The organism is Arthrobacter sp. GmRoot5-12 (genome assembly GCF_059739365.1).
Window position 1 is genome coordinate 3636577 of the sequence record NZ_AP046056.1, and the last position, 14255, is coordinate 3650831.

A 14255-nucleotide genomic window follows, 5' to 3' on the forward strand; every position below is an offset into this window, starting at 1 on the left:
CTTGGATGAGTCCAGGCAAGGAAGGCCCGCCGCAACGCGGCGGGCCTTCCTCCTCTTAGAGCCGTTTGCGCCGGGGCGCGCGGAAGCCGGCGGCCTCCGCGTGTGCGGCAGATTCAAACCAGACTTCCGCCCGGGTCTGCTCATAGTCGGGATGTCCTTCTTCGTAGTAGACCATCGCGGCGGCATCGCCCTTCACGGTGTAGTCCGCCGGTCCGCTCCCATCGGGGCCCGGCGCGGCCGAACCTGCGCCATAGGGCTCATCTGCTGCGAGGTGTCCGGCCGGCTCGACGGCAGCCATACCCTGTGCCTGAGCGCCCTGGGCGTGACCGCCTTGTGGCGGCGCGCCCTGCCCGGCCGCTGCCACGTCCTGCCCGGCCGCGGGCACACCCTGGTCCTGGCCGGAGGGCTGGTGGTGATCCGCCCCGTTCTCCACCAGGGCGGAGGACTGGGTGCGGTCCAGTGTTTCGGCCGCTGCGGCCTGTCCCTCGGTGCCATCGGCGGCTGGCGGCACGGCCGGCTCCTGGTGGGCCGGTGATGCGGACGTGTCGGCGTGGTGCCGTGGCGCGTGCCCGCCGGCCGGCTGCGCTGGCGCCGCGCCGCCGTCGTCCGTGCCTTCCAGTGCAGCCGTTTCAGCGCCGGGAAGCGTGGGGGCGTGCGGTGCCGTGTACTCGTCATGGTGGAGCGGGCGGGTCGCCGGGGGTGAAGCCTGCCCGGACGGCGCCCCGGCGGGAGCTCCGGCCTGTGCCGGCTGTTCCGCGGGAGTTCCGGCTGCACCTACGGCGGAGGAGCCGGAACCGGAGCCGGCCTCGGACCACTGGGTTTCCCACTCGGCCTGGTCTGCCGCCTGGTTCTGTGCCTGGTCCTGGCTGCGACCGTCCCCGTCCTCTGTGCTGCCGGGTGACGTGCTGCGGGGCGACGTGCCGCCTGCCGGAGTGCCGGCGCTGGATGCAGCGGCGGAATCAGCCGGTTCCTCAGCGGTGGGAAGGACGGCCGGTTCGGCGGGCTTTCCGAACCCCGCCGCCGTGGGGATGCCGGTGGTGCCCGCAGCCTGGGCGGAGGCCGCGGCACTGCCGCCTTCGAGCGCTCCATCGGTCCGGACCCTGTCCGTCCCTGCCCCCGCCGATGATCCGCCGCGCTGATTGGCGGACCTGCTGCGGTTCACCAGCCAGCCGATGATGATGATGACGATAACGACGAGAATGATCCAGAAAACAATGTCCATGGCAGGCCTTTCGGTCCAAGTGGCTCGGTGTCCTGTCCCCGACGCTACGTCGGGTCACCACTGCTGTCCAGAGATCCCGCGCCACGCCGGGGGAGTCATGGCCGTGAAGCTCCTGCGGCCGGCCGGGACCCGGCATGCGCTGCGCTGAGTCTCGAAATATGAGACGAATGTCCACTATTTGACAACCATTTCCGTGCCTTTTGGCCCAACCTCTGCGCAGACTGTCGTTTCCGCGACGGTCCGAGCCCTAGACTTTCCCCTATGAGTGACGCCCAGACCGCCTCCGAGACCACACCTGACATCAAACCCCGCAGCCGCGTCGTGACCGACGGGATCCATGCGGCCCCCGCGCGCGGCATGTTCCGGGCGGTCGGGATGGGCGATGACGACTTCGCCAAGCCGCAGGTGGGCGTGGCGAGTTCATGGAATGAGATCACCCCCTGCAACCTCTCACTGAACCGGCTTGCGCAGGGCGCCAAGGAAGGCGTCCACGCAGGTGGCGGGTTCCCCATGCAGTTCGGCACCATCTCCGTCTCCGACGGCATCTCGATGGGCCACGAGGGCATGCACTTCTCCCTGGTTTCACGCGAGGTCATCGCCGACTCCGTTGAGACCGTCATGCAGGCGGAACGGATCGACGGTTCGGTCCTCCTGGCCGGCTGCGACAAGTCCCTGCCCGGCATGCTGATGGCGGCGGCCCGACTGGACCTTGCCAGCGTGTTCCTCTACGCCGGCTCCATCATGCCCGGCTGGGTCAAGCTCGAGGACGGCTCCGAGAAGGAAGTCACCCTCATTGACGCCTTCGAAGCCGTCGGCGCATGCGCGGCCGGCAAGATGAGCATGGAGGACCTCACCCGCATCGAAAAGGCCATCTGCCCCGGCGAAGGCGCCTGCGGCGGGATGTACACGGCCAACACCATGGCCTGCATCGGCGAGGCCCTGGGCATGTCCCTGCCCGGCTCGGCCGCACCGCCCTCGGCAGACCGCCGTCGTGATGAGTTCGCCCGCAAGTCCGGCGAAGCCGTGGTCAACCTCCTGCGCAAGGGCATCACGGCCCGCGACATCATGACCAGGGAGGCCTTCGAGAACGCCATTGCCGTCACCATGGCCTTCGGCGGCTCCACCAACGCCGTCCTGCACCTGCTGGCCATTGCCCGCGAAGCCGAGGTTGAGCTCACCCTTGACGACTTCAACCGCATTGGCGACAGGATCCCGCACCTGGGCGACCTGAAGCCTTTCGGCCGCTACGTGATGACCGACGTCGACAGGATCGGCGGCGTGCCGGTGATCATGAAAGCCCTGCTCGACGCCGGCCTGCTCCACGGCGACTGCCTCACCGTCACGGGCAAGACCATTGCGGAAAACCTGGAAGCGATCAACCCGCCGGACGTGGACGGAAAGATCCTCCGCGCTTTGGACAATCCCATCCACAAGACCGGCGGCATCACCATCCTTCACGGCTCCATGGCGCCCGAAGGCGCCGTCGTCAAGAGTGCCGGATTCGACGCCGATGTCTTCGAGGGAACCGCCCGCGTGTTCGAGCGCGAACAGGGCGCCCTGGACGCGCTGGACAACGGCAAGATCCAGGCGGGCGACGTCGTCGTGATCCGCTACGAAGGACCCAAGGGCGGCCCCGGCATGCGCGAAATGCTCGCAATCACCGGCGCCATCAAGGGGGCAGGCCTGGGCAAGGACGTCCTGCTGCTCACCGACGGCCGGTTCTCCGGCGGCACCACCGGCCTGTGCATCGGCCACGTTGCCCCGGAAGCGGTCGACGGCGGCCCCATCGCCTTCGTGAAGGACGGTGACAGGATCCGGGTGGACATCGCCGCCCGCAGCTTCGACCTGCTGGTGGACGACGCAGAACTGGAAGCCCGGAAGGTGGGCTGGGAGCCGCTCCCTGCCCGCTACACCAAGGGCGTGCTTGCCAAGTACGCCAAGCTGGTGCACAGCGCCAGCCAGGGCGCCTACACCGGCTGACGGGTGATCCCTTCCCAAGTGATGCGGCGCGGCCGCCGCATCACTTGGGGCCCTCGGGATCCCCCTTATTAAGCCCTGCCGCCTGTGCGGTTGGGTTTCGGTCGGTCCTTCCGAGATAGGATCAAAGAGTGGACAACGGGGTCCACATGGTGAGATAGGGTTGTCGCTCGTTGACACCTGTCTCACCGAGAGGGAAGACTGAACGCATGACTTTCGTTACCGCCGGCACCGTCGTCGTCCTTACCAAGCGCGTGGCACATTAGCCTCCACTGGTAACGAATCGTCACGCGCGAAACCCCTCACAGAGCCACCCGGCTGAGGGGTTTTTTTATTTTCCTCAGCCAGAAACCACAGAAGATCCACAAGGAAGAGTCCGATGAGCAAAGGATCGCCCATCAGCCCCTCGCTGATGGCCACCAAGTCCGCTGGAGCCGCCAAGGCTCCGGAACGCGCCGACCGGACGGCTGACCACGCCGCCGTCGTCGCCGACCTTGCTGCCGTCTCTCCTGTCCTTGGGCCGAACAACGTCGTACCCCCGACGGTGATGACCGGCTCGCAAGCAATCGTCCGCTCGCTCGAAGAACTCGGCGTCGACGACATTTTCGGTTTGCCGGGTGGCGCGATCCTGCCCACCTACGACCCCTTGATGGCCTCCACCATGAACCACGTGCTGGTCCGTCACGAACAGGGAGCCGGCCACGCCGCGCAAGGCTACGCCATGGTCACCGGGCGGGTTGGCGTCTGCATCGCCACCTCGGGCCCCGGGGCCACCAACCTCGTTACCGCCATCATGGATGCCCACATGGACTCCGTGCCGCTGGTGGCCATCACCGGCCAGGTGTCCAGCGGCGTCATCGGCACCGACGCCTTCCAGGAAGCCGACATCGTGGGCATCACCATGCCCATCACCAAGCACTCCTTCCTGGTGACCGACCCCAACGATATCCCGCACGTCATGGCCGAAGCCTTCCACCTGGCTTCCACCGGCCGTCCGGGCCCCGTGCTTGTCGACGTCGCCAAGGACGCCCAGGTGGGCCAGATGACGTTCTCCTGGCCGCCGAAGATCGACCTGCCCGGCTACCGGCCGGTCACCCGCGGCCACAACAAGCAGGTCCGCGAGGCGGCCAAGCTCATTGCGGCGTCCACCAAGCCGGTACTGTACGTGGGCGGCGGCGTGGTCAAGGCACACGCGTCAGCTGAACTGCTTGCACTCGCCGAAGCAACCGGGGCACCTGTCGTCACCACCCTGATGGCCAAGGGCGCATTCCCGGATTCGCACCCGCAGCACGTGGGCATGCCCGGCATGCATGGCACCGTTTCCGCCGTCACGGCCCTGCAGCAGTCCGACCTGCTGATCACCCTCGGAGCCCGCTTCGATGACCGCGTGACCGGCGTGCTGAAGACCTTCGCGCCCAACGCCAAAGTCATCCATGCGGACATCGACCCGGCCGAGATCTCCAAGAACCGCACCGCCGATGTGCCCATTGTGGGGTCCGTCAAGGAGATCATCCCGGAACTGACCGAGGCCGTACGCAGCCAGTTCGAGGCCTCCGGCGCCCCTGACCTGACCACCTGGTGGGCCTTCCTTAACAACCTCAAGGAAACCTATCCGCTGGGCTGGACGGAGCCTGACGACGGCCTCATCGCACCGCAGAAGGTCATCCAGCGGATCGGCGCCCTGACCGGGCCCGAAGGCGTTTACGTGGCCGGCGTGGGCCAGCACCAGATGTGGGCTGCCCAGTTCATCAAGTACGAGCGCCCCCACGCATGGCTGAACTCCGGCGGTGCGGGAACCATGGGCTACGCCGTGCCGGCGGCCATGGGCGCCAAGGTGGGCGAGCCGGACCGGGTGGTCTGGGCCATCGACGGCGACGGCTGCTTCCAGATGACCAACCAGGAACTGGCCACCTGCGCCATCAACAAGATCCCCATCAAGGTAGCTGTCATCAACAACTCCTCGCTGGGCATGGTGCGCCAGTGGCAGACCCTCTTCTACGAGGGCCGCTACTCCAACACCGACCTCAACACCGGCCACGACACCGTCCGCATCCCGGACTTCGTCAAGCTGGGGGAGGCCTACGGCTGTGCCTCGTTCCGCTGCGAACGCGACGAGGACATTGACGCCACCATCCAAAAAGCCCTCGAAATCAACGACCGCCCCGTGGTTATCGACTTCGTGGTGAGCCCCAACTCCATGGTGTGGCCGATGGTGCCCGCCGGCGTGAGCAACGACCAGATCCAGGTTGCCCGCAACATGACCCCGGAATGGGAAGAGGAAGACTGAGCATGAGCCGCCACACACTCTCCGTCCTGGTTGAGGACAAGCCCGGCGTCCTGACCCGCGTGGCCAGCCTGTTCGCCCGCCGCGCCTTCAACATCAACTCCCTGGCCGTTGGCCCCACCGAAGTGCCGGGCGTATCCCGCATGACGGTGGTGGTCGACGCCGACGGCGACCTCATCGAGCAGGTCACCAAGCAGCTCAACAAACTGATCAACGTCATCAAGATCGTTGAGCTGACCCCAGAATCTTCCGTACAGCGCGACCACATCCTGGTCAAAGTACGTGCGGATGCCGCAACACGTCTGCAGGTAACCCAGGCCGCAGACCTGTTCCGTGCCTCAGTGGTCGACGTCTCCACCGACTCCGTCGTCATTGAGGCCACCGGCCACCCCGAAAAGCTCACGGCACTGCTTTCAGTGCTGGAGCCCTTCGGCATCCGCGAAATTGTGCAGTCCGGCACCCTGGCCGTTGGACGGGGATCCCGCTCCATGAGTGACCGGGCGCTCCGCTCCGCCTAGGCACCTGCCCAAGGCGGGCCCCGCGCCCGTAACCGCAGCACCGCAAGACCACTATCTACAACCACTCAAGAGGAGTTACGCAAGTGACTGAAATGTTCTACGACGACGACGCCGATCTGTCGATCATCCAGGGCCGCAAGGTTGCCATCGTTGGCTACGGTTCCCAGGGCCACGCCCACGCGCTCAACCTGCGCGATTCCGGCGTCGAGGTCGTCATCGCCCTGAAGGACGGCTCCAAGTCGACCGCCAAGGCGCAGGATGCAGGCTTCACGGTCAAGAACGTTGCCGACGCCGCCGAATGGGCTGACGTCATCATGATCCTGGCGCCGGACCAGCACCAGCGCGCGATCTACAACGACTCCATCAAGGACAAGCTGACCCCCGGCAAGGCACTGGCCTTCGCCCACGGCTTCAACATCCGCTTCGGCTACATCCAGGCACCGGAAGGCGTTGACGTCATCCTGGTGGCCCCGAAGGCTCCGGGCCACACCGTGCGCCGCGAGTTCGAGGCCGGCCGCGGCATCCCGGACATCATCGCCGTCGAGCAGGACGCGTCCGGCAACGCCTGGGAGCTGGCCAAGTCCTACGCCAAGGCCATCGGCGGCACCCGCGCGGGCGTCATCAAGACCACCTTCACCGAAGAGACCGAAACGGACCTCTTCGGCGAGCAGGCTGTCCTCTGCGGCGGCGTTTCCCAGCTGATCCAGTACGGCTTCGAGACCCTCACCGAGGCCGGCTACCAGCCGCAGATCGCCTACTTCGAGGTGCTGCACGAGCTCAAGCTCATCGTCGACCTCATGTGGGAGGGCGGCATCGCCAAGCAGCGCTGGAGCGTCTCGGACACCGCAGAATACGGCGACTACGTCTCCGGCCCGCGCGTCATCACCCCGCAGGTGAAGGAAAACATGAAGGCCGTCCTGGCCGACATCCAGTCCGGTGCCTTCGCCAAGCGCTTCATCGAGGACCAGGACAACGGCGGCGTGGAGTTCAAGGAACTGCGTGCCAAGGCCGAGCAGCACCCCATCGAGGCTGTCGGCCGCGAACTGCGCTCCCTGTTCTCCTGGCAGCAGCAGGACGTCGACTACGTGGAAGGCTCCGCAGCCCGCTAAGGCTGCCAGCCCAACCACATAGACCGCAACGGTGAGGCCGGGTTCACACTTAACAATGTGAGCCCGGCCTTTCCGTCGGCCTAGACTTGTTTCCATCCCCAGGACTGCAACGCAGAGGATCAGCCGTGTCAAAACCCGTAGTACTGCTCGCCGAAGAACTTTCCCCCGCCACCGTCGAGGCCCTTGGCCCGGACTTTGAAATCCGCCAGACCGACGGTGCCGACCGTTCCCAGCTGCTTTCTGCGATCAGTGACGTAGACGCCATCCTGGTCCGCTCCGCCACCCAGGTTGACGCCGAAGCCATCGCTGCGGCCAAGAACCTGAAGGTCATTGCCCGTGCCGGCGTGGGGCTGGACAACGTGGACATCAAGGCCGCCACCCAGGCCGGCGTCATGGTGGTCAACGCGCCCACGTCCAACATCGTGTCCGCCGCTGAACTCACCGTGGGCCACATCCTGAGCCTGGCCCGCCACATCCCGCAGGCCAGCGCCGCCCTCAAGGACGGCGAATGGAAGCGCTCCAAGTACACCGGCATCGAGCTGTTCGAAAAGAAGATCGGCATCATCGGCCTGGGCCGGATCGGTGCCCTGGTGGCAGCCCGCCTGAAGGGCTTCGACACCAAGATCCTTGCCTACGACCCCTACATCACCTCCGCCCGCGCCGCGCAGCTGGGCGTGCAGCTGGTGACCCTGGACGAACTCCTGGCCCAGTCGGACTTCATCACCATCCACATGCCCAAGACGCCCGAGACGGTGGGCATGCTGGGCGCTGACGCGTTCAAGAAGATGAAGAGCACCGCCTACGTGGTCAACGTGGCCCGCGGTGGCCTGGTGGACGAGGAAGCCCTCTTCACCGCCCTCCAGGACGGCGAGATCGCCGGCGCCGGCGTGGACGTCTTCGCCAAGGAGCCCAGCACCGACCTGCCGTTCTTCAAGCTCGACAACGTGGTGGTGACCCCGCACCTGGGCGCCTCCACCGACGAAGCCCAGGAGAAGGCCGGCGTCTCCGTGGCCAAGTCCGTCCGCCTCGCCCTCGCCGGCGAGTTGGTGCCGGATGCCGTCAACGTTGCCGGCGGCGTCATTGCCCCGGACGTCCGCCCCGGCATCCCGCTGATCGAGAAGCTGGGCCGCATCTTCACCGCGCTGACCCACGCCTCCCTGACCCAGTTCGACGTCGAGGTGGCCGGCGAAATCTCCTCACTCGACGTCAAGGTCCTGGAACTGGCCGCGCTGAAGGGTATCTTCGCCGACGTCGTGACCGAGCAGGTGTCCTATGTCAACGCCCCGGTGATCGCCGAGCAGCGCGGCATCAACGTCCGCCTGATCACCACGCCGGAGACCGAGTCCTACCGCAACGTCCTGACCCTGCGCGGCGCCCTCAGCGACGGCAGCCAGATCTCCGTGGCCGGCACCCTGACCGGTCCCAAGCAGATCGAGAAGCTGGTGGGCATCAACGGCTTCGAGGTTGAGATCCCCATCAGCGAGCACCTCGTGGTGGTTGCCTACACCGACCGCCCCGGCGTGATCGGAACCATCGGCCACATCCTGGGCATGAACAACATCAACATCGCCGGCATGCAGGTGGCGCGTTCCAACGAGGGCGGCCAGGTCCTTGCCCTGCTGACCATCGACAGCTCTGTGCCGCAGCAGGTGCTGGACGCCATCAAGGCAGGCATCGGCGCTGAGATGGTCCGGGAAGTGGACCTGGAAGACTAACGCGACACACCGGCCGAAACGCCGCTGCCGCCCCTCCGCAAGGCCTCGTCCACTGCGGAGCCACGTATGATTGGCCGGTCTGCTTACAATGGCTTGGTCCTGATTCAGGACCGTAGCCGGCAGACCGGCCAATACCTTTTGCACATCCGTCCGTCATTGTCCACGTCTGCCCGGGCGGATGGAAGTGTGCGCACGCAATCCAGGTTTCAGGGAGTTCCATGAACGCCGTCCAGAGGTTCATCAGAAGCAGGGTGCTGCTGTTGACCGCGGCCATCTTGATCGCAGCCATGTGCTTGTCGGTCCTCGTTCAAAGCCAGTCACAGGCTGCGCTCAACCGCACGGTTGATGAAAACTCGAGGGGGCTCTACGACATCCTGGTCCAGGCCAAGGCACCCTCCGGGGCCCTCCTGCAGCCCGAGATCGCCAACGGCGCCGGCGGCATCGGCTTCGACCAGCTGGACTCCATCCGGAAGCTGTCCGGCACGTCCGTGGCGGCCCCCATCAGCCTGGTCTCGCGGGTCACCCAGAACCTTGAGACGCCCCGGCTCGACGCCATGGACTACCTCGGCTACAACGCCGGGCTGGCCGGCACCGCCACCGCGGACCAGGCGGCGGGTGCCACCTCGCCGGACAAGTGGCCGGCCGCTGAATCGGTCCTGACCGATGCCGCCAAGAAGTACCGGCTGACCGCCAGCGCAGTGAGCTCTGACGGCAACTCGGAGCAGACCCTCTTCAAGACCACCGCCGAGGGCACGCTGGGCAAGGCCCGGCTCGTGGAGGAAAAGGCCCAGGGCGGCAGCAGCATCCGCATCGCCCCGGCGGCGGGGGAGACCGGCATCAAATTCCCCGCCCCCGCCGGCGGCTCCGAGCACAATCTCTTCAACCTTTCCGTCGCCCTGCCGCTGGCTCCCGAGGTCACCGAATCCGTGGTGGCAGTGGACCCGGCCGCTGAACGGGCCCTGCTGGGCTCCGCGGGCGACTTCCTGGCCCCGCTGGAGAAGGCCCCGCCCGCCGACGCACGCGACGCGGGCGCCGTGGGCCGCTACCTGGAAGGCCTCTTCACCAACGGCATCAGCATGGACCAGCTCAAGGAAGGTCCGGACTTCCTGGGCGTCAAGCTCAAGTACTGGGCTCCGCTGATGACCCAGTACCAGCAGGCCAAGCGCACCGGCCAGCTGACCAGCGGCTCGCAGGCCGTCCCGCTGATCGTGCGTTCCGGAACATCGCTGGACCTGAAGTACAACGTCAAGATCGAGGAGATTGACGACGCCGGCAAGGTAGTCAAGGACGTCGGCACCGTGTCGAAGTCCCTGGGCAAGGATTACCTGCCGTTCGTCTCGAAGGACCCGTTCGTTTTGTCATGGCCGGGCTCCACGGACCACTCGTCGCTGCTGGGCAACAACGGCAACTTCAACGCGGGCCTGTACACCCCGGCAAAGTGGAGCACCAACTTCGCCGGCGCCCCCAAATACAACGACAGTGACACAGCGGCCAACGGTGCCGTGGACAAGACCGCTGTTCCCGGCGAATGGGTCACCGTCAACCGCCTTCCTGACAAGGCCGCCAACGGCGCGCCCGTTGACCAGACCCAGCGGAACCCGGTGGACGAGCGGTCCTACCGGGACAACCTGTCCACCGGCCAGCAGCAGGCGGCAACGCCGTTGCCCATGGTGTACGGCACGTTCGACCCCGCCGCTGTCGAGGCGGCCTCCGGGGACGTCAACAAGCTCCCGCTGGGCGGCTACGACCCCACGCCGTTCACGCTGGTCAAGGATGCTGCCGGCAAGGATGTTCCCGCAGCGGACCTGAAGCCCTCGTTGAGCGCCACCGGGCTGGCCAGCCAGTCCGCCGGTGCCATCACCGACTACTACGGACTCGCAGCAGCGCGCGGCTACAAGCAGAACGCCGCCGTCATCGACGCCGTGCGCGTCCGCGCCAAGGCGCCGGGCAGCTGGAAGGACGCCCAGCCCGAGGTGGAGAAGCTCGCCGCCGAGATCAGGGACATGGGCCTGGACGCCACCGTGGTGGCCGGTTCGGCGCGTGAGGACACCAGCATCTTCGTTCCCGGCTACTCCAAGGACGGAGCCGGCAAGGAGTCCGCCCTGGGCACCGTCCAGCAGTCCTGGGTCCGGCAGAACGCTGCCGAAGCCGTGGCCGGAGCGCTGTCCGGAACGAACATCACGCTGCTGTTCCTCACCCTGTGCGGCGCCGCCCTGCTGACGGGGGCCTCCACCGTGAGCTACATCCGGAAACGGCGCAGCGAGGCAGGGACCCTGCGGGCCATGGGCTGGACCCAGCGGCGGATCCGCAGCTGGGTACTTGAGGAATTCGGCGTCGGGGCCGTACTGCTCGCCGCCGCCGGCATCGTGCTGAGCCTGGTGAGCTGGAGCCTTGCCACCGCACTGGTGTGCGCCGCCGTCCTGGTCCTGTACTGCGGCGCGGCCCTCTTCGCCGCGCAGCAGCTCCGCCACCGCGACGTGATCGACCAGGAGCCGCAGCACGACGAACGGCTCATCCCGGTGGACTCGCCGCTGACCTTCGCCAACCGGCAGCTGAGCACCAACAAGTTCAACACGTTGTCCCTGGCGGTTGCGGTCGGCGTCTTCGGTGCCGCCGTCGGCGGGCTGATCGCCCTGCTGATCGACATCCCGCGGGCAGCGGGTGCCAGCGCGCTGAGCGGCCTCGCGGCGGCCAGCGTCACCCTGCCGAGCATCCTGCTGGCGCTTGCGGGGGTGGCCGTGGGACTGGTGCTCACCCTGGTGACCGGCCGCTTCGAGCTCAACGCCAAGCGGCAATACCTTGGCATCCTCCAGGCGATGGGCTGGAACCCTGACATGCTCCGCCAGGTCCGTTTGTTCGAGAACGCACTGGTGGGAACCGTGGCCCTGCCGCTGGGCGTGCTGGGCGCCCTGGGCATCGGCCTGCTGCTGGCACCCTACGCGGCCATCTGGGCCGCCGTAGCCGGCCTGGTGGCTGTAATTTGCTGGATACCTATTGCAACGAAAGTGGTCCAATGACAAACCCGACGAACCTCCAGCGCAGCCGCAGGAGCGGCTCCAACGAGGTCCCCCTGCAGACCCGGGCCAACACCATCGTCAAGTCGGCCGACCACGCCACCCCGCTGGAGATGCGCGACATCACCATCCGCTATGGCGGCGGAAAGGGCGGCGCCGAGGCCGTGAGCGTGGTGGAAGGCTTCGACCTGACCCTGCACGCCGGCGAAATGCACTGTGTGGCCGGCCGAAGCGGCTCCGGCAAGACCAGCATCCTGACCGTCGGCGCGGGACTCACCCTGCCGACGTCGGGCCGCGTTTTCTGGGAAGGCGATTCGCTCGAAAGCATGGGCGACGACGAAATCGCCGACCGCCGTCGTGCACTGATCGGTTATGTGGACCAGGGCGGTGCCCTGATCGACGGCATGAGCGCACTGGAGAACGTGCTCCTGCCTGCCGTTCCGGACGGCGAAGTGGACCAGCGGCGCGACATGGCCAAGGACCTCCTGGACCTGGTGGGCCTTGGCCGGCGGATGCGGCACCGTCCCGCCCAGCTGTCCGGCGGTGAACGGCAGCGCGTGGCGATCGCCCGCGCCCTGATCCTGGGCACCAAGGTCCTGGTGGTGGACGAGCCCACCGCCAGCCTGGACCGTGCCTCTGCCAACCGCATCATCAGTATCCTGAAGGACACCACCTCCGACGGGATCGCCGTCCTGGTGGCCTCCCACGACCACGAACTGGTCCGGCTGAGCGATACCCTGACAGAACTGATCTAGCCCCGCCCACTCCGCACTGAAGGTAACCGTCCGAACGTGACTGCTCCAGAAAAAACGCCGTTCTACATCACCACGGCCATCACCTACCCCAACGGTGTGCCGCACATCGGCCATGCCTACGAGTACATAGCCACCGACGCCATGGCGCGCTTCAAGCGGCTGGACGGTTATGACGTGATGTTCCTGACCGGCACGGACGAGCACGGCATGAAGATTGCCCAGACCGCGGAGAAGGAGGGCGTCACGCCCAAGGAGCTGGTGGACCGGAACGCGGAGGTCTACATGGCCGCGCACGCCGCGCTGGGCATCAGCTACGACCGCTTCATCCGCACCACGGACGAGGACCACTACGCTGCCTCGCAGGCCATCTGGAAGAAGATGGAAGCGAACGGGGACATCTACCTCTCCAAGTACGAGGGCTGGTACTCCGTCCGGGACGAAGCCTTCTATGGCGAGGATGACACCGTGGTCAAGGACGACGGCGTGCGCTACTCGAAAGAGACGGACACTGAGGTGACGTGGACGGCGGAGGAGAGCTACTTCTTCCGGCTGTCCGCCTACCAGGACAAACTGCTGGCACTGTATGAATCCCACCCGGAATTCGGCGCGCCGCAGTACCGGTTCAACGAGGTCATCAGCTTCGTCAAGCGCGGGCTGGAGGATCTGTCCATCAGCCGGACCACGTTCGACTGGGGCGTTCCCGTGCCCGGCAACGACAAGCACGTCATGTATGTCTGGGTGGACGCGCTGACCAACTACCTCACGGGCGTCGGTTACCCGGATGTGGACTCGGACAAGTTCCGGAAGTACTGGCCCGCCGACGTCCACATCATCGGCAAGGACATCTCCCGGTTCCACGCCATCTACTGGCCCGCCTTCCTGATGAGCGCAGGGCTGGATCTGCCCAAGCGGGTCATGATCCACGGGTTCCTGCACAACAACGGGGTCAAGATGTCCAAGTCCCTGGGCAACGTGGTGGCTCCTGCCGATTTCGTTGCCCGCTATGGGCTGGACCAGGTGCGGTTCTTCTTCCTCCGCGAAGTCCCGTTCGGGGCCGATGGCAGCTACAACCACGAGGCCATCGTGGGGCGCATGAACGCGGACCTGGCGAACAACTTCGGCAACCTCGCACAGCGGTCGCTGTCCATGGTGGCGAAGAACTGCGGCGCCTCGGTTCCCACCCCCGGAGAGTTCACGGCTGCGGACCAGGCCATCCTTGACCAGGCCAACGGCCTGCTGGACGCCGCCCGCGCCGCCTTCGACAAGCAGGAATTCAGCCGCGCCCTGGAAGCTGTCTGGGGCGTGCTGCACCACACCAACGCCTACTTCGCCGATCAGGCGCCCTGGGTCCTGCGGAAGACCGACGTCGAACGCATGAACACCGTCCTGTACGTGACCCTGGAGGTCCTGCGGATCGTGGCCATCCTGGCCCAGCCGGTCATGCCCAACGCCACGGCCAAGCTCCTGGACGCCCTGGGCCAGGCAGAAGGTGAAGCCCGCCAGTTCGCCGCCATCGCCAGCCCGATCGTCCCGGGAACGGCACTGCCGGCTCCCACTCCTGTGTTCCCCAAGTTCGAGGAACCGGCCGAAGCCTGAGGTTCCGGCGCACGAAAGGGCAGGTGAGGCGGACTTCCGCGCCACCTGCCCTTTCCCGTTCCGGC

General features: G+C 66.5%; 9 protein-coding genes. 8 read left to right on the forward strand and 1 reads right to left on the reverse strand.

Features of this window, described 5'->3' with window-relative positions:
- Positions 1–55: 55 nt before the first annotated feature.
- Positions 56–1222, reverse strand: a complete 1167-nt coding sequence (locus AC6JAM_RS16815) for a sunset domain-containing protein (RefSeq protein WP_497935292.1) — start codon at positions 1220–1222, stop codon at positions 56–58.
- Between the two features lie 261 nt (positions 1223–1483).
- Between AC6JAM_RS16815 and ilvD the strand changes: the two genes are divergently transcribed.
- The 8 genes from ilvD (at position 1484) to metG (ending at position 14190) form a co-directional block, all read left to right on the forward strand.
- Positions 1484–3202, forward strand: coding sequence for a dihydroxy-acid dehydratase (gene ilvD / locus AC6JAM_RS16820; protein WP_497935293.1), 1719 nt, complete (start codon positions 1484–1486; stop codon positions 3200–3202).
- Between the two features lie 376 nt (positions 3203–3578).
- Entirely contained in the window at positions 3579–5486 is a 1908-nt protein-coding gene (locus tag AC6JAM_RS16825) for an acetolactate synthase large subunit (protein ID WP_018768341.1), read from the forward strand.
- A gap of 2 nt (positions 5487–5488) precedes the next feature.
- Positions 5489–6001 (forward strand): acetolactate synthase small subunit, encoded by a 513-nt coding sequence (gene ilvN, locus AC6JAM_RS16830; RefSeq protein WP_018768340.1) that lies wholly within the window; start codon positions 5489–5491, stop codon positions 5999–6001.
- 83 nt (positions 6002–6084) lie between these two features.
- A complete protein-coding gene (gene ilvC / locus AC6JAM_RS16835) occupies positions 6085–7110 on the forward strand; it encodes a ketol-acid reductoisomerase (RefSeq protein ID WP_026265624.1) in 1026 nt (341 codons plus the stop codon).
- A gap of 125 nt (positions 7111–7235) precedes the next feature.
- Positions 7236–8825 (forward strand): phosphoglycerate dehydrogenase, encoded by a 1590-nt coding sequence (serA, locus tag AC6JAM_RS16840; RefSeq protein ID WP_018768338.1) that lies wholly within the window; start codon positions 7236–7238, stop codon positions 8823–8825.
- 218 nt (positions 8826–9043) lie between these two features.
- Complete coding sequence (locus tag AC6JAM_RS16845; RefSeq protein WP_018768337.1) at positions 9044–11842, forward strand: ABC transporter permease; 2799 nt, start codon at positions 9044–9046, stop codon at positions 11840–11842.
- The gene (locus tag AC6JAM_RS16850; RefSeq protein WP_497935294.1) at positions 11839–12594 is read left to right on the forward strand and encodes an ABC transporter ATP-binding protein; all 756 of its coding nucleotides are present in this window, start codon (positions 11839–11841) and stop codon (positions 12592–12594) included. Before AC6JAM_RS16845 ends, AC6JAM_RS16850 begins: the two co-directional genes overlap by 4 nt.
- Positions 12595–12630: 36 nt before the next feature.
- Entirely contained in the window at positions 12631–14190 is a 1560-nt protein-coding gene (metG, locus tag AC6JAM_RS16855; RefSeq protein ID WP_018768335.1) for a methionine--tRNA ligase, read from the forward strand.
- Positions 14191–14255: the final 65 nt, after the last annotated feature.

Bases quoted from the DNA above. Each gene is read 5' to 3' on its own strand.
- ilvD (WP_497935293.1), top strand. From the start codon at position 1,484: ATGAGTGACGCCCAGACCGCCTCCGAGACCACACCTGACATCAAACCC.
- ilvN (WP_018768340.1), top strand. From the start codon at position 5,489: ATGAGCCGCCACACACTCTCCGTCCTGGTTGAGGACAAGCCCGGCGTC.
- AC6JAM_RS16845 (WP_018768337.1), top strand. From the start codon at position 9,044: ATGAACGCCGTCCAGAGGTTCATCAGAAGCAGGGTGCTGCTGTTGACC.
- AC6JAM_RS16825 (WP_018768341.1), top strand. From the start codon at position 3,579: ATGAGCAAAGGATCGCCCATCAGCCCCTCGCTGATGGCCACCAAGTCC.
- AC6JAM_RS16850 (WP_497935294.1), top strand. From the start codon at position 11,839: ATGACAAACCCGACGAACCTCCAGCGCAGCCGCAGGAGCGGCTCCAAC.
- AC6JAM_RS16815 (WP_497935292.1), bottom strand. From the start codon at position 1,222: ATGGACATTGTTTTCTGGATCATTCTCGTCGTTATCGTCATCATCATC.